The sequence below is a fragment of the Pseudomonas sp. NUPR-002 genome (genome assembly GCF_056322725.1).
In genome coordinates this window covers 1,267,923-1,291,573 of sequence record NZ_CM150476.1, presented here as the reverse complement: position 1 = coordinate 1,291,573, position 23,651 = coordinate 1,267,923, and the positions used below count along the sequence as shown (strand labels likewise).

Here is a 23,651-nt window from a genome sequence, read left to right as displayed (position 1 = left end):
CAACAGAAGAGCCGATGCCATGCCCGCCATCCATGTATCCCGGCGTCTGGTCGGCGCTGGTCTCCTGGCCGCTGCCCTGGCCAGCGGCTGCGCCACCACGACCGCGCCACTGGCACCAGACGCCATAGAGGAAATCGCCTCCGTTCCCCAACCCGAGGCACCCGAGTTCATTCCCGTCGTGCGCTATGGCCGCTACACGCTGGTTGAGCTGGCACCCTCGGCAGCGCAGCGTGACTTGCTGTTGCAGACCATCGATGTGTCCATGCCGGAGGATGCCCGTGCCACGGTGGGCGATGGCCTGCGGCATGTGCTCAAACGCAGTGGTTACCAGCTTTGCGAGATGGCCCACGCCGTGACCGAGTTGTATGCGCTGCCGCTGCCGGCGGCGCACCTGCATCTTGGCCCCATGACCTTGCGCGATGCGCTGCTTACCCTGGCTGGCCCGGCCTGGGAACTGCACGCGAATGACCGGGCACGGCAGATTTGCTTTGAGCAGGCTGGAGGCAGTGCGACCGCCGAGCACGAACACGAACCGCCTGCTGCCGAGGCGGTGCAGACGTTTCCGCTGATGCCTTCGGTTTCGGGAGGCCAGCCATGAATGCCGCGCAGTCTCCCCGTCGCCCGATCACCGCCATGATGTTGCAGAGCCTGATGTGGCTCTGGCTGATCGGCCTCAGCGTTTTCGTCGCTCTCGGCTACCAGGCGGTGAACGAGCAGGTCGACCAGGAGCTGCTTAATTCCCGCCTGCAACGTCTCGAAGCGCAGGCGGTAGGTCTGGCCGAGGCCATTGAGGCCATCCAGCAGCGTCCAACCGTCGCAACGGCGGCAGACCTTAAAGACACCCGCGAACTCCTGGAAGCACGCGCTGCCCAGGTCGAGACAACGCTGAGCGGCTATGCCGCTGCTGACGACCTTCAGGCGCTGCGCACGGAGGTCGAGCAAATCAAGACGCGCCAGACCGTTGCGCGCACCGCAGCACCCGCTCAGCCGCGCACACCGCGCAGGCCTAACGCCAAGCCGGAACCGCTGCCACTGCCGTTCCGCATCGTCGGCGCCGAACTTCGCGCCGGCCAGCGCAGCCTGTCCGTCGCGCCGAGCAGCGGGGACTTCACGCCCGACCAGCTTGAGGTACTGCTGCCCGGCGATTCGCTCGGCCCATGGCGCTTTCAGGCGGTCGAGGGCAACTCCGCCGTGTTTCAGGCCGGCGACCAGACCCGTCGCGTGGCGATCCCTTGAGCTGAGGACATGACATGAAGCCTGCCATTATCCTTTCCGCGCTTCTGCTGGTGTCTGCCCAGTTGTCCGCTTGGGCGCAGCAACCGACCACGGCCCCCGCCGGCAATGCCCAGAGCCAGGAGCGTCCGCTGGTCACTCGCGCCTTGGACGACCGGGTGGCAAGCGACTGGGGCTTGCAACCGCAGGAGTGGGCGCGCTATCGCGAACTGATGGATGGGCCGCTGGGTATCTACTCACCCAACCTGGACCCGCTGTCCGCCCTGGGCATCGAGGCGCGCACCGACGAGGAACGGCTCCGCTACGCAGAGCTGCAGGTACAGATCGAGGCACGCCGTGTCGAGAAGCTGCTCGCCTACCAGCGTGCCTACGACGAGGCCTGGCAGCGCCTGAATCCCGGCATGCAGCGGGTGAACCTGCCTGACGACAAGCCCGACACCGGCACAAGCGCCAATCCCTTGCGCGGTTCAGGCCGCACGGCAGTGTTCATCAAGGACGGCTGCGCGGCCTGCGGGCAGCTCGTGCAGCGCCTGCAATCCTCTGGTACCGAGTTCGACCTGTACATGGTCGGCAGCCGCCAGGACGACACACGTATCCGCGACTGGGCCAAGCGGGCGAACGTCGATCCGGCGCGCGTGCGCAGCGGTGGCATCACGCTCAACCATGATGGCGGGCGGTGGCTGTCGCTGAGCTTGCCCGGAGACCTTCCTGCGGTCGTGCGCGAGGTGAACGGTCAATGGCAGCGCCAGCCATAGTGGCCACCTCCGTTTCGCAGTGCTTGCGCGCACTGGTGATCGCGGCGGGCCTGTGCGCCTGCGCCGCCCATGCCCAGGAGCTTCCGCCACCGGCTTACCAGCTTGCCGCACAGCGCGCAGGCATCCCCTCGACGGTGCTCTACGCCGTAGCCTTGCAAGAGAGCGGCATCCGACGCAATGGACGCATCGTCCCGTGGCCGTGGTCGCTCAACGTCGCTGGCCAGTCGCGTCGTTACGCAACACGCGCCGACGCCTGCGCCGGTTTGCAGCAGGCGATGCGCGCCACGCCGCACACGCGCATCGACGCGGGCCTTGGCCAGATCAACCTCGGCTACCACCAACAGCGCTACGCCAGCGCGTGCGACCTGCTCGACCCGTACCGCAATCTTTCCATCGCCGCTGAAATCCTGAAAGAGCAGCACACCACTGGCGAGGACTGGTTGCTGGCAATCGGTCGCTACCACCGTCCTGCGGGCGGAGAACCTGCCGCCCGTTACAGGCGGAGCGTGTCGCGCCACCTTGCCCGTGTGCAGGGCACGCACCCAACCACCGCGGCCCTCGCTGCGCGCCAGGAGACATCCCCATGACGAACCTCCCTCTGAGCAACTTCACGCTGAAGGGTCTGCTCGTGCTGCTGGCGGCTCTGCCGCTGGCCTCGCGTGCCGGCGAGCCGCTGATCGTGGTCGAAGACCGTGGCGGCGCGTCGGCGCTGCCGTACTACGAGGCTCTGAACCTTCAGCCGCGCGCCGATGCGCCGGCCCGACCGCCCATCCCAATGCTCCCGGTGCCCGCCACGCCCATGGACGAGGCCGCGATGTTGCCGGTGCGCAGTGCCAAGCTCACACCTGGCACCGTCGCGCGGCGGGTGATAGAGGCGCCGGGCCTGCGGCCCTTTGTGGTCATCGGCGACGACGAGGCGTCCCGCGCCTGGCTTCGTCGTCAGGCGGCCTCGCTGCGCCAGCGCGGCGCGGTGGGCCTGGTGGTTAACGTCGAGACCGTGCAGGGCCTGGCACGGCTGCGCGCCCTGGTGCCGGGCGTAGCCCTCGCGCCTGTGGCCGGTGACGACCTGGCCGAGCGCCTGGCTCTGCGACATTACCCGGTGCTGATCACAGCCACCGGCATCGAGCAATGAAGCCATGTCGGGGAAACAGCCGGTCGAGGTTTTGCTGCGCCCAGCGGTGGAGTTCTATACCGTCGCGGCGTGTGCAGGCGCCGCGTTTCTGTCCCTGGTGGCCCCGTGGTCGCTCGCGCTGAGTCCGGCCATGGGCGTCGGCAGTGCGCTGGCGTTCTGCGCCTACGGTGCCATCCGCTACCGCGATGCCCGCGTCATCCTGCGCTACCGGCGCAACATTCGCCGCTTGCCGCGCTACGTGATGACCAGCAAGGACGTACCGGTCAGCCAGCAGCGTCTGTTCGTGGGGCGCGGGTTTCTGTGGGAGCAGAAACACACCCATCGGCTCATGCAGACGTACCGACCGGAATTTCGCCGCTACGTCGAGTTGACGCCGGCCTACCGGCTGGCGCGCAGGCTGGAGGAACGGCTGGAGTTCGCGCCGTTCCCGCTGTCTCGGCTGCCCGCGCTCACGGGCTGGGATGTGTCTTTCAACCCGGTGCGCCCGCTGCCGCCTGTGGGCGGCCTGCCGCGCCTGCACGGCATCGAACCCGATGAGGTGGACGTCAGCCTGCCGCTGGGTGAGCGCGTCGGGCATTCGCTGGTGCTGGGCACCACGCGCGTGGGCAAGACGCGGTTGGCCGAGTTGTTTGTGACCCAGGACATTCGGCGCAAGAACGCCGACGGCGAGCACGAGGTCGTCATCGTCATAGACCCCAAGGGCGATGCCGATCTTTTGAAGCGGGTGTACGTCGAGGCCAAACGCGCGGGTCGTGAGGGTGAGTTCTATGTCTTCCATTTGGGCTGGCCCGACATTTCCGCGCGCTACAACGCTGTGGGCCGCTTTGGGCGCATCAGCGAGGTGGCCACCCGTGTTGCAGGGCAGCTCTCCGGGGAAGGCAACAGCGCGGCATTTCGCGAGTTTGCGTGGCGCTTCGTCAATATCATCGCCCGCGCCCTGGTGGAACTGGGCCAGCGCCCGGACTACATGCTGATCCAGCGCCACGTCATCAACATCGACGCGCTGTTCATCGAGTACGCCCAGCACTACTTCGCCAAGACCGAGCCCAAGGCCTGGGAGGTGATCGTCCAGATCGAGGCCAAGCTCAACGAGAAGAACATCCCGCGCAACATGATTGGGCGCGAGAAGCGCGTGGTGGCGCTGGAGCAGTACCTCTCCCAGGCCCGTAACTATGACCCGGTGCTCGACGGCCTGCGCTCGGCGGTTCGCTACGACAAGACGTATTTCGACAAGATCGTCGCATCGCTGCTGCCGCTGCTGGAGAAACTCACCAGCGGGAAGATTTCCCAGCTTCTGGCGCCGAACTATTCCGACCTGGCCGACCCCCGCCCGATCTTCGATTGGATGCAGGTCATCCGAAAGCGCGCCGTCGTCTATGTGGGCCTGGACGCGCTATCCGATGCCGAGGTCGCCGCAGCGGTCGGCAACTCGATGTTCAGCGATCTCGTTTCGGTGGCAGGCCATATCTACAAGCACGGGATCGATGACGGCCTGCCGGGCGCATCGGCTGGCACGCGCGTGCCGATCAACGTCCACGCGGATGAATTCAATGAACTCATGGGTGACGAGTTCGTGCCGCTGATCAACAAAGGCGGCGGCGCCGGTCTGCAAGTCACCGCGTACACCCAGACCCTTTCGGACATCGAGGCTCGCATCGGCAACCGCGCGAAGGCCGGTCAGGTGATCGGCAACTTCAACAACCTGTTCATGCTGCGCGTGCGCGAGACGGCCACCGCTGAACTGCTGACCCGGCAATTGCCGAAGGTCGAGGTCTATACGACCACCATCGTCTCCGGCGCGACCGACAGCTCCGACATCCGCGGGGCGACGGATTTCACCAGCAACACGCAGGACCGCATCAGCATGTCCAGCGTGCCGATGATCGAGCCGTCGCACGTCGTCGCCTTACCCAAGGGTCAGTGTTTCGCGTTGTTGCAGGGCGGCCAGCTTTGGAAGGTTCGCATGCCGCTGCCGGCACCGGACCCCGATGAGGTCATGCCGCAGGATCTGCAACAACTCGCGGGCTACATGCGCCAGAGCTACAGTGAGGCCACGCAGTGGTGGGAGTTCACCAGTTCCCCGGTCTTGCAGGACACGGCCTTGCCCGATGACCTGCTCGATGAGGTGGCCACCGCCGACGCTCCTGCCTCCGGCACGGGCGATATGGCCAGAGACGAGGCCGCACCATGAGCGATGCCGCCGGCACCACACGAAGGGAGCAAGGCCGCCGCCAGGGTCTGGTCATCGGCACGATCACGCTGCCTTTTCGGCTGCTTGGGGTACTGATCGGCTCGCTGCTGTTCTCCATCGTCATGGAGTGCGTGGGCATGCACTTGTTCTGGAAGGATCAAAGCTGGCGGCACTCCCAGCAGATGCTGCAGTACGAGCTGGGGCACCTGTCTAGCCATTTCACGCGCAGCGTGATCGTGCAGGAGCCGGGGCGCACAGCGCACGAGTTGGTAGATACCGGCTACGAATGGGTGTTCGTGCGTTCGGGGCTGCTGGAGCGCATGAGCCAGACCGCCGAGCGCGCCCGTGCGTCGAGCCAGGGCCAGACGCGCAACTTCCGCTATTTCATCAGCCAAGTCTATGTTTGGACCGAGAGCTACCTGATTGCGGCAGCGTTCACGACGCTGACCTTTCTCGTGCGTCTGTTGGTCCTGGTGCTCACCCTGCCACTGATCTTCACGGCGGCATTCGTAGGTCTGATCGATGGCCTGGTGCGCCGTGACGTGCGGCGCTTCGGCGCGGGCCGGGAATCCGGCTTCATCTACCACCGCGCAAAGGCGAGCCTGATGCCGCTGGCCGTGCTGCCTTGGGTGACGTACCTGGCGCTGCCGGTATCGGTGCATCCGCTGCTGATCCTGCTGCCGAGCACCGCCTTGCTTGGACTGGGTATATCCCTGACTGCGGGGAGCTTCAAAAAGTACCTCTAGCTATATTGTGCTGAACGCCCCGTCATCATCTGGACCACCATAACGCTGTAGTCGCACTGCGCACTCAATCAATACGATCCGTGCGAGGTAGGCTGCATACTGCCGCTCTGCCGCGAATGATTCCAGTCTGTCGTAGTGCGTGCCATGCAGTATCTGCGATCGACCATGGTCATAGATGTCCTTGACCAATTGCTTCAGCGTGCGAGGACGGTTGCCTCGTATTACCTGCGTGTCGTCACTCGTTCCGGTCAGATGCACGACCATTTTACAGATACCGCCGTTCCTGCCGCCGCAGCTCAGTACATCCAGGCAGGTTCCGAGCTTCGCCAACGCTATAGCATCGCTTAACTCACGGTTTCCTTCGCCGAACCAATCCAGCGCAGTAGCCCATCGATTGGCAAGCTTGGGATGCGGGTGACTCGATGGATCAAGCAGCCCATCAAGGATCGCCGCGAATGCCGGAAGAATAGATGTCATGTCATCCAACGCTTGCCTTACTCGTTCAGGAGGTTGCGAAGGAATCCGCTTCCCGAGCGAGCTTCCAGGCAACCACAGAAACCCTTTGGTTTCGACCAGGCGATCGCTACCCGCAGGCGGTAGGCGCTCGTCTTGAAGCGCCTGTTGCAGGAAGCACTCGGGGGCTCCAAAGCCCAGAGAGATAGCGTCAAGCGCTGTCTTGCCAACCAATCTCGCCAGCTTGCGTGAGAATTCACGCTCATAGCCACGGACTGTTACCTTGACCAAGGCTGGACATCCGACTATCGCACTGTAGACGGCGTTGGCCAGCCCTTCGATGGAGGAGCCATCATTGGCCTTCTGCAAGGCATCCTTGAGAATTTCCTTCCAGCGGTGGTTCGCCTCTGGTTGGTTCAGATAGTGATCCTTTCCCTGCTGAGGGAAATCTACAGAATCTATCCAGTCCGACCTATTCAAGAATGTCACCGGGCCGAGGGAGAACGGAGACTTCCTCTCCATGCCCAGGGTCCAGGCAGGGAAATAGTGCGTGTGTTCGTTGGTGATGCTTGCGAGTCGTTCCTCGATAAGCAATTTCAGTTTGGGAAGCAGCCCGCCCTGATCGCATTCATCAAACCCCGAAAGCTCACCCGAGGCGTGCATATCGGCAACGGCTTGGCGGGCAATTTTCTGAAAGGCCTCGGGTTCGATCTTCACTGAGTTCAGAGTCCGATTCTGATGGAGGGTGCTGGAGAACTGCCCAAGCGCCTCTCTTGCCTTCTTGGTGAAGTACCGCTGCATACCGTTCTCAGCGGTGATGAAATCAGGAATGCCGGCCTCTTCGGACCATGGAGTGGCCCCCTTGTGCACGCGATCTAACTCATCCACCAGAGCTTTCAGCTCGGTCTTTAGCCCCATAAATTCCTCCTCGATCTACTTCTGACCGCAGGATAGCCCAGGCTGACACCAACAGCCTCGGCATCCATCAATCCGGTCATCCGCGGGTTCCTATTGTTTGCGGCCCGGCGCGTGTCAAGGTAGTTGTCGCCTGATTTATGCAGCCAAGGGCTGTTTAAGGTCTGCTTTCATGTGGTCCGCGACGACCGAGTCGCGTTCGGGGTTGAGGGTAACTGCGCCGATAGGCGACCAGTCGCGCGTGGTGCCGGACCAGCGCGCTGGGTTGCGCTCACGGGCCTTGAGGTACAGCTCGTGTCGAGCAGCCAGGATGGCCTGATCTGCGCCGCAATGGCGCTGACCAGGGGTGACGTAGCGGATGCCGCTGTGTCGGTGCTCATCGTTGTACCAACGCACGAATTCCGCGGCCCAGGTCCGAGCGGCGTCGAGGTCGGCGAAGCCCTTCGCAGGGAACTCAGGGCGGTACTTGGCGGTGCGGAACAACGACTCCGCATAGGCGTTGTCGTCGCTCACGCGAGGCCTCGAATACGACGGCTTGACGCCCAGCCAGTACAGCATCCCCAGCACCGTGGTGGCCTTCAGCGTGGCGCCGTTGTCGCCGTGCAGCACGGGCTTGGTCAGCATCGTGGCGATGCCCTCGGCCAGCGCGGTGCGCCGCACCAGGTGAGCCGCGTGCACGGAGTCGTCCGTGGCGTGCACTTCCCAGCCGACGATCTTGCGGCTGTACAGGTCCAGGATCAGGTACAGGTGGAACCACATGCCGATCACCGCAGCCGGCAGATAGGTCATGTCCCAGCACCACACCTGTCGCGGCGCAGTAGCCACATGCGTGGTCGGCGGTCGGACTGTGCGGGGCTTCTTGGCGCGACCCCGGTGCGCCGCCTGCCCCTCGTCGCGCAGCACGCGGCTGAAGGTGGACTCGCTGGCCAGGTACACGCCGTCGTCAGCCAGCATGGGCACGATGCGTGCCGGCGGCACGGCTGCGAAGCGCGGCTCATTGGCCACCCGGACGATCTCAGCGCGCTCGCTGTCGCTCAGGGCATGGCTGGGCAGCGGGCGCACCGCGTGAGGCCTGCGATCACCCGCTGTGAGGCCTTCTTGCGCCTTCCAGCGCTGCAGGGTGCGAAGGTCGATGCCGACGACCTCGCAAGCCTGGTGCAGCCGTGCGCCTGCGGCATGCGCAACACCGATTTCTTGGGACAGGCATTGGCGATCCTCGAGGCCGATCATTCGTCCTCTCCCCTGCTGAAGATCGCCTGCACTTTTTTTGACAGCACCAGCAGCGCTGCCGTCTCCGCCAGGGCGCGGTCCTTGCGCAGCAACTCGCGCTCGAGTTCCTTGATGCGCTTGCGGTCGGCCCGCGTGGCCTGCGGGCTGGCTCGCAGTTCCTCGGGCGCGGCCAGCGCCGTCGTGGCACTTGCGCGCCACTTCGCCAGATCCTGTGGGTACACACCGTGCGAGCGACACCACGCGCTCAATTCGGCCTCGTTCATCGCCGCCGTGGTCACCACCGCCTCAAGCCGGCCGGCCGCGGTCCAGGCCCGCCCTCGGGCGGGCCTGGACCGCGCCTGCTCGCGCCAGCGCTCCAAGGTGCCTGCAGCGATCCCAATCTCCCGCGCAACCACGTCGATCGCTGCGCTCTCCGGCGGCAGCAACCGCGCTACCGCTCTGTCTTTGAATGTCTGTCCGTATCGAGCCAAGTTTGTCCTTCATCGCCGCCCCCGGGGTTGATCTATGGAGGCGACAACTATTCTGACGCGGGGGGGGCCTAAAGCAGCCCTGATCTCCACGATCGAGCCATTGCTGATCACACAGGAATGGCGCGATGGTGGCTTCAACCTGGCTGCGTGCCGCGCATCGCGGCGTGCCCACTTTTCTCGTGACGGCCCTCCTGCTGGGCCAGTCCCCGATGGCGTTGGCCGAGCCCCCCGCGCAGCGTCAGGAATTGGTCGCGGCGCTGCGCCAGCTCGACGCGCTGGAGCGCACCGTCGCCGACAGCGCCGCGCATGCTCCCGTCCAGCCGGGCGAGCGCTACCACTTCGATTACCCGCGGCTGCTGGCTGACCTAGCGCGCGTGCGCGCCGGCATCCAGGCGCACCTCTCTCCTTCGCGTGCTCAGCCGCGCGACCCCGCCGAGCTGGCCGGCGACTACCGCACCGAGCGGGCCGTCGAGCCATCGCCGACGACCGCGGAGGCCAAGCCATGAACGGCGCCCAAGTCTCGGCATTTCAAGCCAACAGCGGCATCGCGCCTTCCGCGATGGCGACCGTCCTGGTCGGCGTCGTGTTCGCGGTCCTGCTCGTCTGGGGCGTCTGGGCCATCCGAACGGCTTACGTAGGGTGGTCCGAGAGCCGCCTCAACCAGCGCCAGTTCCTCGGCGTCTGCATCCGCTTCGTCGCGATGTACCTCGTCCTGAGTTTCTTCCTCCTCTCCTGACCTGAAAGGCCTGACCATGCAAAACCGCATCCTCACTTCCCGTTTTGTCCAGCGCACCACCGTGGCTCTGGGCGCCGCCGCGCTGCCGGCGCTGTCGTTCGCGCAAGGCCTGCCGCAGTTGGAGAACCCGACCCGGGGCGCCGGCAGCGGCATCATGGAGACGATCAGGAACTACGGCTACGACATCATCATGCTCGTGGCCCTGCTGGTTGTGGCGTCGATGTTCATTGGCGTGTGCTACCACGCCTACGGCACCTACGCGGAAATCCACACTGGTCGCAAAACCTGGGGCCAATTCGGCCTCACGGTCGCCATCGGCGCGGTGCTGCTCGTGATCGGCATTTGGCTGCTCACCGAAGCCACCGGCATCCTGTAAGGCGAGGCCGGTATGTCCGAGCAGCAGCACGTCCGTGCTGACGGGACGGTCACGTTCCTTCCGCACCGGCTCAACCGCCATCCCGTTGTCGTGCGCGGCCTCACCGCCGACGAGCTGTGGATCTGCTGCGGCCTGTCCGGTGCCGCCGGCCTGCTGGTCGGTGCGCCGCTGTCCTGGGTGTTCCGCACGATCGCGCTCGCGCCCACGTTCGTCGTGCTGGGCGTGGCCTTCGGCGTGTTCATCGGGGGCGGCATCCTGCGTCGCCTCAAGCGTGGGCGTCCCGACACCTGGCTGTATCGGCAACTCCAGTGGCGCATCGCCACGCGCTATCCGCTGGTGGCGGGCTGGGTGGGCGGCCATGTGCTGATCTCACGCTCCGGCTTCTGGACCACCCGAAGGTCTGCTGCAAGGGGGGCACGATGAGCCGCTTCAAGAACGAGATCACCCATCTGCAGGCGCACATCAAGACGCTTCGCCTGGGTGCTGGCGCGCTGGTCATCGTCGCCCTGGTGATGGGCGGCGGCTGGTGGAGCGCTCCGCGCGACCTGACCATCCACGTCCCGCCTGATCTGCGCTCCGGCAGTACCCGCAAGTGGTGGGAAGTGCCGCCCGAATCGGTCTATGCGTTCACGTTCTACGTGTTTCAGACCCTCCACCGTTGGCCCACGAATGGCGAAGAGGACTACGCACGCAACCTTCACACACTCTCGCCGTATCTCACGCCGTCCTGCCAGGCTTTCCTGCGAGCCGACTACGACTACCGCCGCAGCACGGGTGAGTTGCGCCAGCGCGTGCGCGGCATCTACGAAATCCCGGGCCGTGGCTACGGCGACGACCCTACGACGCGCGTGCGCGTGGTCTCCGACCGCGACTGGGTGGTGACACTGGACATCAGCGCCGACGAGTACTACGGCGCGGAACAGGTCAAGCGCGCCCTGGTGCGCTACCCCATCAAGGTCACGCGCGTGGACATCGATCCCGCCCGCAACCCGTTCGGCCTGGTACTCGACTGCTACGAAGGGGCGCCGCAGCGCATCGGCGCCCCGGAGCCGACGCGCCCGGCGCCCGGTGGTTTGGCTCCGCAAGCGCCCCAAGGAGAAACCCCATGAAGCATCCTGTACTCGCACTGCTGGGGCTGCTGGTCGTAGTCGCAGCACCTGTCGCCCATGCGGTGGAGATCCTGCGCTGGGAACGTCTGCCGCTGGCCGTGCCGTTGCGTGTCGGCCAGGAGCGCATCGTGTTCATCGACAGGAACGTCCGCGTGGGCGTGCCTGCCGGCGTGGGCGAACGTCTGCGCGTGCAGAGCGCGGGCGGTGCGGTGTACCTGCGCGCCAGTGCGCCGATCGAACCAACACGGCTGCAACTGCAGGACGCCGACACGGGCGCATTGATCCTGCTGGACATCGCCGCCGAGCCGGCCAAGGACGGCGAAGCCGAGCTGGAGCCGGTGCGCATCGTCGAGGGCAACAGCACCCCGGCGCGCTATGGCGATCAGCCGGAGGGTGCCGACGCGCCCCCGGCGCACACCCAGAATCAGGCAGGCGCGCGGACGGCGCGGCGCGAAACCCCGGTCTCGGTCGCGCTGACGCGCTTCGCCGCGCAGAACCTCTATGCGCCGCTGCGTACGGTCGAGGCGCTGCCGGGTGTCATGCGGGTCAATCTGCGCCGCGACATGGACCTGACCACGCTGATGCCGACGCTGCCGGTGCGCGCGGTCGCGCTCGCGTCGTGGCGGCTGGAAGACCAGTGGGTCACCGCCGTGCGTCTCACCAACGGCAGCAGCGGCTGGATCACCCTCGACCCGCGTGTGCTGCAAGGCGATTTCCTCACGGCCAGCTTCCAGCACGAGGCGCTGGGTCCACGCGGAACGCCCGAGGACACCACCGTTCTGTACCTGGTGACGCGCGGGCGTGGCCTCGCGCAGTCGCTGCTGCCCGCTATCCACCGCTTCGACCCGGCTGCGCATCTGCCGCAGCCGCAAATCGAGACACGGGACAACGAGGCCGCGGATGGCAAGGAGACTCGCCATGCGCAGTAACGGACTCCTGAAGTGGCTGATGATCCCCGTGGCCCTGTTGGTGCTGTTCGTCGCCATCCGGCTGTTCTCCGGTGGGAGCACGTCGACACAGCCCGCAGCCGATGCCGGCGCCCAGCTCACGCCCGAGGAGATGAAGGCGCTGGGCATCGAGGGCGATACCCCCCGCGATACCGTGGCGACCCTGGTGGCGCAGGTGAAGCAATTGCGCACCGAGCTTCAGACCACGCTCTTGGACAACAAGTCTCAGCGCGAAGAGAACCAGCGCCTGCGCCAGCGCGAGAACGCCATCGACCAGCGCATCAATTCGGCGCTGGAGACCGAGCGCTCCAACCTGCGCCGCGACCAGCAGCAGGCAGCCAGCGAGCGCCAGCAGACCGAGGGACTGCTCGCCGACCTGCAGCGGCGCCTGGAAGGCATCGGCGGGCGCGGCGGCGGCCACGCCGATCTACCCGTGGGCCTGGGGCTGCGTAACGGCGACGAGGCAGGCATGGAAGGCGGCGTGCGCTGGGTCGAGCCGGACGACGCGAAGCCCACTGATGGGCGTAACGGCAGTCGTGGCACGGGTGGCGGCATGAGCTTTCCGACGAGCTTCGGCCCCGCGCAGAGCACGCTGGAAACCACGGCACAAACCGTGGCGAACGCGGGCGCCCGCGCCGCAGGCGTCAAGAGCGCCAAGCCGGTCTATACGGTGCCGACCAACTCGACGCTGATGGGATCGGTGGCAATGACGGCGCTGATCGGCCGCGTGCCGATCGACGGTACGGTCAACGATCCGTATCCGTTCAAAGTCCTGGTCGGTCCCGACAACCTCACGGCAAACGGAATTGACATTCCCGACGTGGCGGGCGCCGTGTTTTCCGGCACGGCCTCGGGTGACTGGACGCTCTCTTGCGTGCGCGGCCAGGTGCGCAGCATCACCTTTGTGTTCCATGACGGGACCATTCGGACGATTCCCGAAGACCGCGAGGGCAACCAGCAGAACAACCAGCAGCGCGACGGCCTGGGCTGGATCAGCGACCCCTATGGCATTCCCTGCGTCAGCGGAGAGCGGCGCAGCAACGCCCAGCAGTACCTCGGCTCACAGGCGCTGATCACCGCGGCGGGTGCCGGCGTCGCCTCGCTCATCGACAGCGACAGCGGTCAGATGTCCTACGTGGGCGCCGATGGCTCCATCGGAAGCGTCGGCATCTCGGGCAACGAAGCCGTGGGCCGCATCCTGGCCGGCGGCGTTCGGGACATGGCCGATTGGGTGAACAAGTTGTACGGCCAGGCCTTCGCCGCCGTCTATGTCCAACCCGGCGCAAAGGTCGCCGTCCACCTCGAAAAGCCGCTCGCCATCGATTTCGATCCCGAAGGTCGCAAGGTCGATCACCGTGCAGGAGAAAGCCATGCTCTCGAACTTGAATAAGGGCCTGGCGCTGGCCCTTGCCGTCGCGGTGCTCGGCGGCTGCGCCACCAGCAAGGAAAAGCTGCTGCCCCACGGCGACAGCACGATGATGGACATCTGGCAGCAGAACGCCGGTGACGGCGGCGGTGGCGCCGGCCAGGTGGCACGCAGGCAATTGCTCGACGCGCGCCAGAGCCTGCGCCGGCCGCTGACCGAGATGGATGTACAGGCCGCGCCCGCCGAGCAGATGCGCTACACGCGCACAGCGCGCAACGAGGTCTATCGCCAGTTCCAGCGCCTGCCGAATCCCGACCTGGTGATGTACGTGTACCCGCACCTGGCAGGCACGGACCCGGTGCCCGTGCCGGGCTATACGACGGTTTTTCCCTTGTACCAGCGCGTGCAGTACGCCATGCCCGGCGAGCGCGTGGAGGACTACTGATGCGCTGGAAACTCCCCTGGCCGAAGCTGACTGCATCCGACGCAGACGATGACGAGCAGCCGGACGGCTGGCAGCGCCACGTCGAGGCCCTGCGTCAGGCCGGCATCCCCGAACCCGGCACGGCGGTCCATGGCCACAGGCCGGCGACCGTGGCCGACGAGCAGGCGCTGTACGACGTTGCGCCGTCGTTCGCGGAATTCCTGCCCTGGGTGGAGTTCCTGCCCCAGTCGAAGTCGATGCTGCTGGAAGACGGGCAATCGGTCGCGGCGTTCTACGAGCTGGTGCCGCTGGGCACCGAGGGCCGGGAACCCGGCTGGCTCGCGCATGCCCGCGACGCCTTGGAGAACGCGCTCCAGGACTCGTTCGATGAACTGGACGAGAACCCCTGGGTACTCCAGCTCTACGCCCAGGACGAACCCAGCTTCGACCAGTACATGCAGACCCTGCGCGACTACGTGCAGCCGCGCGCCCGCAATACGGCTTTCACCGAGTTCTACCTTCGCTTCTTCGGACACCACCTGCGCGCGGTAGCGAAGCCCGGCGGGCTGTTCGAGGACACGGTGGTCACACGGCTGCGCTGGCGCGGCCAGACGCGGCGCGTGCGCATGGTCGTCTATCGCCGGGCCACCGGGCAGGCGAACCGCCGCGGCCAGACGCCCGAGCAGATGCTGAACATCGTCTGCGATCGCTTGTGTGGCGGGCTGGCGAACGCCGGCATCCAGGCCCGGCGCATGGCCGCGGCCGACGTCCATGACTGGCTGCTGCGGTGGTTCAACCCGCGTCCCACGCTGCTCGGCCCTGGGATCGAGGACCGCGAACGCTTCTATGCGCTGGCACGCTACCCCGACGAGACAGAAGACGGCGAGATCGAGCTGGCGAGCGGGCGGGATTTCAGCCAGCGGCTTTTCTTCAGCCAGCCACGCTCGGACGCGGATCACGGCACCTGGCACTTCGACGGCATGCCGCATCGTGTGCTGGTCACTGACCGGCTGCGCATGCCGCCCGGCACGGGGCATTTGACTGGCGAAACCCGCAAAGGCGATGCGATCAATACGCTGTTCGATCAGATGCCCGAGGACACGACGATGTGTCTGACCATGGTGGCGACACCCCAGGACATCCTCGAATCGCACCTGAACCACCTGGCGAAGAAGGCAGTCGGCGAAACACTGGCATCGGAGCAGACGCTCAAGGATGTGCAGGAGGCCCGCTCGCTGATCGGCAGCGCGCACAAGCTGTACCGGGGAACACTGGCGTTCTATTTGCGCGGCCGGGATGAAGCCGAACTGGACCGGCGCGGCCTTGATCTGGCGAACGTGATGCTTAACGCCGGTTTGCAGCCCGTGCGCGAGGACGATGAAGTCGCGCCTTTGAACAGTTATCTGCGCTGGCTGCCGTGCTGCTACAACCCGAGCCAGGATCGACGGAACTGGTTCACCCAACTGATGTTCGCCCAGCACGTGGCGAACCTCTCACCGGCCTGGGGCCGCAGCCAGGGCACGGGCCATCCGGGCAATACGTTCTTCAATCGAGGCGGCGGGCCGATCACCTTTGACCCGCTCAACCGCCTGGATCGGCAGATGAACGCGCACCTGTTCCTGTTCGGCCCCACCGGCTCCGGCAAAAGCGCAACGCTCAACAACCTCTTGAACCAGGTCACGGCCATCTACCGGCCGCGCCTCTTCATCGTGGAAGCCGGCAACAGCTTCGGCTTGTTCAGCGATTTCGCCAAGCGCCTGGGCCTGACTGTGAACCGGGTCAAGCTGGCCCCCGGCTCGGGCATCAGCCTGGCGCCGTTCGCCGACGCGCGTCGGCTGATCGAAACGCCGAGCGACGTGCAGACGCTGGATGCCGATGTGCTGGACGAGGACATGCCACCCGATGCATCGGCCATGGAAGCGGACGAGCAGCGCGACGTACTCGGCGAGTTGGAAATCACCGCACGGCTGATGATCACCGGCGGCGAGGATAAAGAAGAGGCCCGGATGACGCGGGCCGATCGCTCGCTCATCCGCCAGTGCATCCTCGACGCCGCCGAGCATTGCGTGGCCGAGAAGCGCACGGTGCTCACGCGCGACGTGCGCAACGCGCTGCGCGAGCGCGGCCAGGACCCAACGCTGCCAGAGATGCGGCGCGTGCGGCTGCTGGAGATGGCAGATGCCATGGACATGTTCTGTCAAGGCACGGACGGCGAAATGTTCGACCGCGACGGTTCGCCGTGGCCCGAAGCCGACATCACCCTGGTCGATCTGGCGACCTATGCCCGCGAGGGCTACAACGCGCAGCTCTCCATTGCCTACATCAGCCTGATCAGCACGGTGAACAACATTGCCGAGCGCGATCAGTACCTGGGCCGCCCGATCATCAACGTCACCGACGAAGGACACATCATCACCAAGAACCCGCTGCTCGCCCCCTACGTGGTGAAGATCACCAAGATGTGGCGCAAGCTGGGGGCCTGGTTCTGGCTCGCCACACAAAACATCGACGACTTGCCGCGCGCTGCAGAGCCCATGCTCAACATGATCGAGTGGTGGATCTGCCTGTCGATGCCGCCCGATGAGGTGGAGAAGATCGCGCGGTTCCGCGAACTCTCGCCTGCGCAGAAGGCGCTGATGCTTTCCGCGCGCAAGGAAGCAGGGAAGTTCACCGAGGGCGTCATCCTCTCCAAGAGCCTTGAAGTGCTGTTTCGGGCCGTGCCACCGAGCCTCTATCTCGCGCTCGCGCAGACCGAACCCGAGGAAAAAGCCGAGCGTTACCAGCTCATGCAGCAACACGGCATCAGTGAACTCGACGCGGCCTTCAAGGTGGCCGAGAAGATCGACCAGGCGCGTGGCATCGAGTCGCCAGCCTTGGGCCTGCCGCAATAGCAGCCGGAGAATGCCGTGAAACCGAAACGTCCTTCCATTCCTATGCCGGTACAGGCGCTCCGCCATCGGCGCTGGCCCTGGTTCGTGGCGATTGGACTGATCACACTGCTGTTGATCTGGCTCGTGTCCCGCGCACCCAGTGAACCCGCGTTGCAGGCTCCCGCGCAGGTCAGCACCGCGCAGGTGGCCGGGCCTCCCTGGCAGATGGGCAACGCGCAGGGCCGTTTCACGCTGACGCTCTATGCCGACCTCGAATGTCCGTTCTGCCGAGCGTACTTCCCGCAGCTCAAGCGCTGGGTGGGTGCCAACGCGGACGTAGCTCTGCAATGGCACCACCAGCCGCTGGCCGCGCACGAACCGGCCGCCTCCGCCGAGGCACGCCTGGCCGAGTGCGCCGCCGAAAGTGGCGGGCATGCTGCGTTCTGGCAGGCCATTGAATGGATCTATGCGCACACACGTAGCGACGGCTTGGGCTTGCCCGAGGGTCTGCGCTATCCCGGCCTCAACCCAGCCGTCGAGCAGTGTTTGGCCAGCGAGCGACCGGATAGGGTGATTCGCGCTCAGGCCGAGGAAGCCACCAAGGGCGGCGTGACCGCGACGCCTTCGATTCGTCTGCAGGATCGCCAAACCGATCAGGCAGTCGTGTTGCAGGGGCCGATCGAAGGCGATGCACTGCTGTCGGCCATGGACATGCTGGTGGCTGAGGATGCCGCCGCTCCACCGACCACCGAAATGCCTGCCGACGTTGTCGGCGACATGCCCAGGTAGCCTGCGGTCTTTGAGGCTACGGCGCAGCACGCTGCGCTGACCGTCACCCGTTCGCCTCGCATCCTGGGCGCGAACGATCACCGCAGCAGCGGTGATGGATGCACCTTGTTCCGTTGTTCCATTCCCTGGAGGGCCTGCCCTCCAGGGGCATGTGCGCTCTCCGATTTCCCTGCCTGGAGGTTCGCCATGTCTGTCGTCATCAATGACTCCTGCCTGGAGTCGCTTTCCGATATTTCTATTCAGAACGAGGACTGGATCGTTCAGCAAGCCATCGTGTTGCTGGAGCGGCGGGTTTTCAAAGCAGGGCCACGTCTTGAGCGGCCCGCAGCGGTCAGGGACTACCTTCGTTTGAAGCTGGTCGCCGAGCCCAACGAAATATTCGTCGTCGTGTTCATGAACAGCATGCACGCCGTGCTGGCCGTGGAGCCGATGTTCCATGGAACGATCAATGCGACCTCGGTTTATCCACGTGTCGTGCTGCAGCGAGCGTTGCAACTGAACGCCGCTGCGGTCATCTTCGCGCATCAGCACCCCTCGGGCACCACCGAGCCATCCAATGCGGATCGGTTGCTGACCGAGCAGTTGAAGACGGCCTTGGCGCTTATCGACGTGCGGGTACTCGACCATTTCGTGATTGGTCAAGGCGCACCGTACTCGTTCGCCGAGTCTGGTCTTTTGTAATCACAGCGGAGGCTTCGGCCTCCGCTTTTTCCATGCGACAGCACCGAAAAGGTATGCGGGGTGCCCGCGATGCGCATTGTTTGTTGGGGCGGCAGCGGGTTCGCGTTCGACTATGGCTCTGATCAACTTCCAGGGCACGCGACATGCCAGCATCTTTATTCCGCTTCGCATCCGGCTGGCGAACCCTTGGCCTGGCCGTTGCACTGCCGGCATCCTTGGCCGTTTTCAGCCCAGCCACCTTCGCCGCCGATGTGGTGGTCGTCACCGACAGCCGCCACCCGGTCAAGACTATGGGTGGAGAGCGGCTGATCGAGCTGGATGAAGGCCAGCGCATCGAAGCCGAGCTTTCCGCACAGCTGCCCGCCGATCCCGAGCAGGCCACGGCCATCGTCAAGCGCCGCCTGAACAACGGCGGTGCCGGCCTCCAGCGCCGCATCGCTTCCGCATACCAGGGCGTCGCCGACGCCTGGAGCCTGGGCGTCACCAGCATTCCGGCAGTCGTGGTGGATCAGCGTTACGTGGTCTATGGCGAGCCGGACGTGGCCCGTGCCGTCGCGCGCGTTGCGCAACACCGGAGGCCGCAGCCATGACCCGCCCCTTCGAGCGGATGCGCCTCCTGCGTGCTGGCGTGGCCTCAGTGCTGCTGCTCAGCGCCACGGGCAGCTACGCCCTCAACACCGCAACCATCGTTGGCTCAGTGGCATCGCCAGACTGCCTCGAATACCGCGTCGTCGGCATCTGCTACTGGCTCTACTGCACCTGGACGGGCTGCACGGTGCGCACGTCCATCAAAGTTCGCCACTACATCCCGGATGCGGTCGTCTCCAGCTACAGCAACACCGGCGAGAACCCCTGGGTCGAAGTTCGTCCGATGAGCACGCCCAACCCTTCGGCCCAGGCCGGCGGAGACGGCACCACCAACGAAGACCACGAGAACAATCTCGCCAAGTTCAAGAACGCGGACGTCATCGGCCACCCCGGCGTCGAGGTGTTCAACCAGTTCGTCTCATCGTCGGGCTACTTCTGCGAGGGTGCGGGTACGGCGTTCATGCCATACCTGCTCAGCACCCTGGACACGCTGGCCTGGCGCTACAACGTGCCCGAGATGGCCTACCCGGAGGCGCTGATTCCGGGCAGGCGCGAGGTCGGCGCGCGCACCACGCTGAACCTGTGGGGCAACGTGTATCCGCGCGGCGGCTTCCTGCACCAGGCCGACGACCACAAGGCTGGCGCCGTGGTGGCCCAGCGCGCCGGCGATGTCGTCACGCGCCGCGGGCAGATCCACGTCTACCAGCCGCTGCTCGCGAACTCGCGGCCCGGCTACTGGCCTGCCGGCGCGCTGATGGAAGGCGATGCCTCGACCGGCAAGTGGCAGGAACTCACGCCCGTCCTGTCCTCGTCCTGCACGGTCTTCCCGCGCAGCGGCTTCCTGACCCAGGCCCAGCAAGGCGACTACGCCTGGGCGCTGTGGCGGCCTTATTCGTGCTGCGAACGCCGGGGCCAGGTGTTCCTCGGCAGCGTCGATTTCCAATGAGGGTACGGCGATGAAGCGTCCTGAACTGATGAACCTCTCCACCAAGGCATGCCGCCTGCTGCGCCCCACAGTGCTGGCCGGCGCGCTCGCCCTGGGCTGCGGCCTCGCGTGGGCGCAGGCTGGCTTCCAGACCAGCGGCCCCGTCATCGGCGATGAAGTCATGTACTCGATCGGCGGCGGCAGCGCGGTATCCATGGGCCGCGCCGCCGGCATGCGCTCGATCGGGGTCGGCGTGGGCTGGAACAGCAATCTCATCTGCGGCGACATGAGCATCCAGACCACGCTGCGCAACCAGCTCAACGGCATCACGAACGGCTTCCAGCAGATCATGAGCAACGTGATCCAGAGCGCCACGAGCGCCGTGGCATCCCTGCCTGCGCTGATCATCCAGCGCGCCGATCCCGGTCTGTACAACCTGCTGACCAACGGCGTGCTGCAGGCGCGGCTGGATTTCGACCGCTCGAAGCTGACGTGCCGCGCCATGGCCGAGAGGATGGCCGACACGGCGGGCGGCCAGTTGGGCTGGAGTCAGATGGCCGAAGGCATGGCGTTGCGCGATGCGGTGTCGAGCACGGATGCCGTGTCGGCGATCGAGCAGGCCGAAACGCGCCGTGGCAACGATGGCGTGCCCTGGGTCGGCGGCAGCAATGCCGGTGGCGCGGGCCAGCCCGCCGTCCGGGTGGTCGGCGACGTGACCCGCGCGGGTTACAACCTCGTCAACGGCCGCGGCGTGACTGACACGTCCTCCATCGCGCCCACCAGTTGCGCAAGCCTGTCCTGCCAGACCTGGACGTCGCCGCAGCAGGCCACCGAATGGGCGACACGGGTGCTTGGGGAACAGGTGCAGCGCACCTGCGATGCCTGCACCAAGACCGAGACGGTGCCCGGCGTCGGACTGACGCCGCTGATCCAGGAGGAGTACGAGGAGAAACTGGAAGCCCTGCAGGAACTGGTCTCGGGGACGCGCAACACGACGTTCGAGCACTTGCGTGCGGCCGGCAGCACCTCGCTGCCCATTACGCGGGGCGTGATCGAGGCGCTGCGTGACGAGCCGGACAAGGAGCTGCTGGCGCGGCGCCTGGCATCGGAGGTCGCGCTGTCGTCGGTGTTGGAGAAAGCGTTGCTGCTCCAGCGCACGCTGCTGACCGGCAAGAAGGAACCCAACGTGGCGGCGAACCAGCTGGCGGTCGCGGCGGTGAACCACGAAAGCGACACGCTCGACCAGGAGATCCGCAACCTTAAGACCGAACTGGAACTGCGCCGCGAGCTGGCCAACAACTCGCCGATGGCCATCATCCAGCGCCACGGCACGCGCGCGGCCGGCTCGCGCGGCATCTACGAAGGCGACCCGGTGCCCGACCGCCTCGACCAGTTGCAGAAGGGCAACCCAGGGAGCCGGCCATGAGCACGACCTCGTGGCGCCCGCGCTGGCTGTTCAGCCGGCGCGTGGGGCAGGCACTGCTGTGGGCGGTGATGCTCGTCGCCGCGGCCGTGGGCGCCAACATCGTCGGTATCTACCTCGTCGGCAGCGTTGCTGGATGGGAGCAGTGGCTGGTGGCTGCCGCGGGCTACTTCCTGGTGTGGCGGTTGTGCCTGTATGGGGCGACGGCCTATGGCTGGGTCTGGATGCGCCGCCGGCTGCTGGCACGCGAGGAACAAAACGGGACAGATGGGCAGGCACGGCGCCGCCTGGTGCGCAGCGAGATCGCCGGCGTCTTCGCCATCGTGGTGCTGGAAGCCAGCCTGCTGATGCAGGGCTGAAGGGAGATTCGGGCCATGACGCTTTTCACGACCGACTACCTGGAGTACTACCTGACCCTCGTGTCCTGGATCGTCCATAACGGCATCTGGGCGGTGCTGGTCTCCAGCGGTGTCTTCGCGCTGCCGTTCGTTGCGATCATCGTGCAGGAATGGTTGAAGGCCCGCTCGGAGGGAGCCGACGAAGGCAACAAGGGTGTGCTCTCGGCTGCGCGCATCGAGAACCGGGTGTTCGTCGCCATCGTGGTGGTGATGTTTGCGGGCATCCCGTTCATCGACGTGGATCTCAACACCATCCAGTACGACAGCTCGCGCTCGGCCCAGTGCCAGGTCAGCGTGCCGCAGCCCACGGATACCGGCTGGTCGCAGTCCTTCAGCACCATCAACAACCAGAGTGCCAAGGTGCCGGTCTGGTGGGGTTTCATGCACGCGCTCTCGCGCGCCGTCACGGGGGCCTCGGTGGCCGCAATCCCGTGCGGCACCGATCTGCGGCAGATGCGCATGGAGATCGACGCCACGCGCATCGACGATCCGGTGCTGGCTCAGGAGGTGGCGGATTTCTCGCGCGACTGCTACGGGCCGGCGCGCGCCAAGCTGTTCATGCAGCGCCCGAACCTCGATGAGACGCAGATGCACGACGTGACCTGGATCGGTTCGCACTTCTTCACGGACACGAGCGGCTACTACGACACCTACCGCTCCAGCACGCCGCGCGACGACTGGCCCTACGACAGCACCCGCGATGCGGGGCTTGCGCAAGTGGCCAGCGGTGGCGGCTACCCGAACTGCAGGCAGTGGTGGGCCGACGGCAGCAACGGCCTGCGTGCGCGGCTGCTGGGGCAGGTGGACCCGAGCCTGTTGAATCGCCTGGCGGGCTGGGCCGGATTCCTGAGCCGTGCCGAGGTGGACGATTCCGTGATCCGCGCGATTGCCTCGCCACGGCAGCAGAAGCTCAACCAGGGTTCGGTCTATACCGACTACGGCGGCCAGATCGACAAGACCTTGCCGAACATCGTGACGCGCGCGGCTGGCGACGTCGGGATGGCCGTGGGGGCGGTCGCCGCGTTCCCGGCGATGGACGTGGTGCGCCAGGCGCTGCCCATGGTGCTCGCGCTGCTCAAGATGGCGCTCGTGATCTGCATCCCGCTGGTGCTGGTCGTGGGCACCTATGACCTGAAGACGGTCGTCACCGTGAGCGTCGTGCAGTTCGCGCTGTTCTTCGTGGATTTCTGGTTCCAGCTCGCACGCTGGGTCGATTCAACGATCTTGGATGCGCTCTATGGCTGGGGGTTCGGCTGGAACCGGCCGCACACCAACTTCGACCCGTTGGTGGGGCTGAACAATGCCTTCGGCGACATGCTTCTGATGTTCGTCATGGGCACGATGTTCATCGTGCTGCCCACGTTCTGGATCATGGCCTTGGCTTGGGCGGGTGTTCGCGCCGGGAATGTCCTGCAAGGCCTCGCCGGGGCAACGGGGGACGCCAAGGCTGCCGGAGGCAAGGGCGGAGGCATTGCGATCAATGCCATCTCAAAAAAGTGAGCAGCGCTACTCGTCGTCCTCGATGTGCGGATCGATTCGGAAACCATCGTAGGTGTACAGACCGAATCCAGCAGGCCCGTTGCGCCATTCCGGCTCGGTCGGGTCGTCGTCCAGGCCCGCATTGCGCGCCACCCATGCAGCCACCACCGCGGCCACCAGCAGCAGCGCCAGCCAAGACGCGGTGTACAGCAGCACACCAAGTGCGACCAGCTTGACCACCCACAATCCCATAGCGGCACCAACGACCGGCACCCCCTTGGAGGCGAGCCAGTTCGACAACCGTCGCTCGCCACGCACATAAGTGCGCCATCCACGACCGACGGTGCGGCCGAGGCGCTCCGAGGTGCTGATTCGGGTCGTCGTGTTCATGGTCGTCTCCTGCTACGTGAGGAAT

General features: G+C 65.8%; 25 protein-coding genes and 1 pseudogene. 23 read left to right on the top strand and 3 right to left on the bottom strand.

Annotation, left to right across the window (positions count from 1 at the left end; genetic code table 11):
• Positions 1-19: 19 nt before the first annotated feature.
• From pilL2 to ACVWSC_RS05985, 7 genes are read left to right on the top strand one after another with little or no spacing between them, the layout of a single operon-like run.
• Positions 20-598: a PFGI-1 class ICE element type IV pilus protein PilL2 gene (gene pilL2, locus ACVWSC_RS06015; RefSeq protein WP_003158629.1), complete on the top strand. Its 579-nt coding sequence runs from the start codon at positions 20-22 to the stop codon at positions 596-598.
• On the top strand, positions 595-1,236 hold the full coding sequence (locus ACVWSC_RS06010; protein WP_003158630.1) for a hypothetical protein: 642 nt from the start codon (positions 595-597) through the stop codon (positions 1,234-1,236). Before pilL2 ends, ACVWSC_RS06010 begins: the two co-directional genes overlap by 4 nt.
• A gap of 14 nt (positions 1,237-1,250) precedes the next feature.
• Positions 1,251-1,988 carry a TIGR03759 family integrating conjugative element protein gene (locus ACVWSC_RS06005; RefSeq protein ID WP_003158631.1) on the top strand — a complete coding sequence of 246 codons (738 nt, stop codon included), beginning with the start codon at positions 1,251-1,253 and terminating at the stop codon, positions 1,986-1,988.
• A complete protein-coding gene (locus ACVWSC_RS06000) occupies positions 1,970-2,575 on the top strand; it encodes a transglycosylase SLT domain-containing protein (protein ID WP_003158632.1) in 606 nt (201 codons plus the stop codon). Before ACVWSC_RS06005 ends, ACVWSC_RS06000 begins: the two co-directional genes overlap by 19 nt.
• Entirely contained in the window at positions 2,572-3,120 is a 549-nt protein-coding gene (locus ACVWSC_RS05995; protein ID WP_003158633.1) for an integrating conjugative element protein, read from the top strand. Before ACVWSC_RS06000 ends, ACVWSC_RS05995 begins: the two co-directional genes overlap by 4 nt.
• Positions 3,121-3,124: 4 nt before the next feature.
• Positions 3,125-5,311, top strand: a complete 2,187-nt coding sequence (traD, locus tag ACVWSC_RS05990) for a type IV conjugative transfer system coupling protein TraD (protein ID WP_003158634.1) — start codon at positions 3,125-3,127, stop codon at positions 5,309-5,311.
• Positions 5,308-6,057, top strand: a complete 750-nt coding sequence (locus tag ACVWSC_RS05985) for a TIGR03747 family integrating conjugative element membrane protein (RefSeq protein ID WP_003158635.1) — start codon at positions 5,308-5,310, stop codon at positions 6,055-6,057. Before traD ends, ACVWSC_RS05985 begins: the two co-directional genes overlap by 4 nt.
• Here ACVWSC_RS05985 and ACVWSC_RS05980 read toward each other — a convergent pair whose 3' ends face one another.
• Complete coding sequence (locus tag ACVWSC_RS05980; RefSeq protein ID WP_003158636.1) at positions 6,058-7,428, bottom strand: hypothetical protein; 1,371 nt, start codon at positions 7,426-7,428, stop codon at positions 6,058-6,060.
• Positions 7,429-7,563: 135 nt separating this feature from the next.
• Positions 7,564-9,125 (bottom strand): annotated as a pseudogene (locus ACVWSC_RS05975) (IS3 family transposase).
• 125 nt (positions 9,126-9,250) lie between these two features.
• Here ACVWSC_RS05975 and ACVWSC_RS05970 point away from each other — a divergent pair.
• From ACVWSC_RS05970 to ACVWSC_RS05895, 16 genes are all read left to right on the top strand, one after another.
• Positions 9,251-9,631: an integrative conjugative element protein, RAQPRD family gene (locus tag ACVWSC_RS05970; RefSeq protein ID WP_003158637.1), complete on the top strand. Its 381-nt coding sequence runs from the start codon at positions 9,251-9,253 to the stop codon at positions 9,629-9,631.
• Positions 9,628-9,861 (top strand): TIGR03758 family integrating conjugative element protein, encoded by a 234-nt coding sequence (locus ACVWSC_RS05965; protein WP_003050225.1) that lies wholly within the window; start codon positions 9,628-9,630, stop codon positions 9,859-9,861. The genes ACVWSC_RS05970 and ACVWSC_RS05965 overlap by 4 nt, the downstream gene beginning before the upstream one ends.
• 16 nt (positions 9,862-9,877) lie before the next feature.
• Positions 9,878-10,237, top strand: a complete 360-nt coding sequence (locus ACVWSC_RS05960; protein WP_003158638.1) for a TIGR03745 family integrating conjugative element membrane protein — start codon at positions 9,878-9,880, stop codon at positions 10,235-10,237.
• 12 nt (positions 10,238-10,249) lie between these two features.
• The gene (locus ACVWSC_RS05955) at positions 10,250-10,660 is read left to right on the top strand and encodes a TIGR03750 family conjugal transfer protein (RefSeq protein ID WP_003158639.1); all 411 of its coding nucleotides are present in this window, start codon (positions 10,250-10,252) and stop codon (positions 10,658-10,660) included.
• Entirely contained in the window at positions 10,657-11,346 is a 690-nt protein-coding gene (locus ACVWSC_RS05950) for a PFL_4703 family integrating conjugative element protein (RefSeq protein WP_003158640.1), read from the top strand. The genes ACVWSC_RS05955 and ACVWSC_RS05950 overlap by 4 nt, the downstream gene beginning before the upstream one ends.
• Positions 11,343-12,275, top strand: coding sequence for a TIGR03749 family integrating conjugative element protein (locus ACVWSC_RS05945; protein ID WP_003158641.1), 933 nt, complete (start codon positions 11,343-11,345; stop codon positions 12,273-12,275). Before ACVWSC_RS05950 ends, ACVWSC_RS05945 begins: the two co-directional genes overlap by 4 nt.
• Positions 12,265-13,683, top strand: coding sequence for a TIGR03752 family integrating conjugative element protein (locus tag ACVWSC_RS05940; protein ID WP_003158643.1), 1,419 nt, complete (start codon positions 12,265-12,267; stop codon positions 13,681-13,683). The genes ACVWSC_RS05945 and ACVWSC_RS05940 overlap by 11 nt, the downstream gene beginning before the upstream one ends.
• On the top strand, positions 13,664-14,104 hold the full coding sequence (locus ACVWSC_RS05935) for a TIGR03751 family conjugal transfer lipoprotein (RefSeq protein ID WP_003158644.1): 441 nt from the start codon (positions 13,664-13,666) through the stop codon (positions 14,102-14,104). The genes ACVWSC_RS05940 and ACVWSC_RS05935 overlap by 20 nt, the downstream gene beginning before the upstream one ends.
• On the top strand, positions 14,104-16,974 hold the full coding sequence (locus tag ACVWSC_RS05930) for a conjugative transfer ATPase (RefSeq protein WP_003158645.1): 2,871 nt from the start codon (positions 14,104-14,106) through the stop codon (positions 16,972-16,974). Before ACVWSC_RS05935 ends, ACVWSC_RS05930 begins: the two co-directional genes overlap by 1 nt.
• A gap of 15 nt (positions 16,975-16,989) precedes the next feature.
• Complete coding sequence (locus ACVWSC_RS05925) at positions 16,990-17,742, top strand: DsbA family protein (protein WP_031299380.1); 753 nt, start codon at positions 16,990-16,992, stop codon at positions 17,740-17,742.
• Between the two features lie 186 nt (positions 17,743-17,928).
• Positions 17,929-18,423, top strand: a complete 495-nt coding sequence (gene radC, locus ACVWSC_RS05920) for a RadC family protein (protein ID WP_003158647.1) — start codon at positions 17,929-17,931, stop codon at positions 18,421-18,423.
• Between the two features lie 143 nt (positions 18,424-18,566).
• The gene (locus tag ACVWSC_RS05915; RefSeq protein ID WP_003158648.1) at positions 18,567-19,013 is read left to right on the top strand and encodes a TIGR03757 family integrating conjugative element protein; all 447 of its coding nucleotides are present in this window, start codon (positions 18,567-18,569) and stop codon (positions 19,011-19,013) included.
• The gene (locus ACVWSC_RS05910) at positions 19,010-19,957 is read left to right on the top strand and encodes a TIGR03756 family integrating conjugative element protein (RefSeq protein WP_003158649.1); all 948 of its coding nucleotides are present in this window, start codon (positions 19,010-19,012) and stop codon (positions 19,955-19,957) included. Before ACVWSC_RS05915 ends, ACVWSC_RS05910 begins: the two co-directional genes overlap by 4 nt.
• 10 nt (positions 19,958-19,967) lie before the next feature.
• Positions 19,968-21,362 (top strand): integrating conjugative element protein, encoded by a 1,395-nt coding sequence (locus ACVWSC_RS05905; protein ID WP_003158650.1) that lies wholly within the window; start codon positions 19,968-19,970, stop codon positions 21,360-21,362.
• The gene (locus ACVWSC_RS05900; RefSeq protein ID WP_003158651.1) at positions 21,359-21,718 is read left to right on the top strand and encodes a hypothetical protein; all 360 of its coding nucleotides are present in this window, start codon (positions 21,359-21,361) and stop codon (positions 21,716-21,718) included. The genes ACVWSC_RS05905 and ACVWSC_RS05900 overlap by 4 nt, the downstream gene beginning before the upstream one ends.
• 15 nt (positions 21,719-21,733) lie before the next feature.
• Entirely contained in the window at positions 21,734-23,257 is a 1,524-nt protein-coding gene (locus ACVWSC_RS05895; protein WP_003158652.1) for a conjugal transfer protein TraG N-terminal domain-containing protein, read from the top strand.
• Positions 23,258-23,263: 6 nt separating this feature from the next.
• Here ACVWSC_RS05895 and ACVWSC_RS05890 read toward each other — a convergent pair whose 3' ends face one another.
• On the bottom strand, positions 23,264-23,626 hold the full coding sequence (locus tag ACVWSC_RS05890) for a DUF3742 family protein (protein ID WP_003158653.1): 363 nt from the start codon (positions 23,624-23,626) through the stop codon (positions 23,264-23,266).
• Positions 23,627-23,651 lie beyond the last annotated feature (25 nt).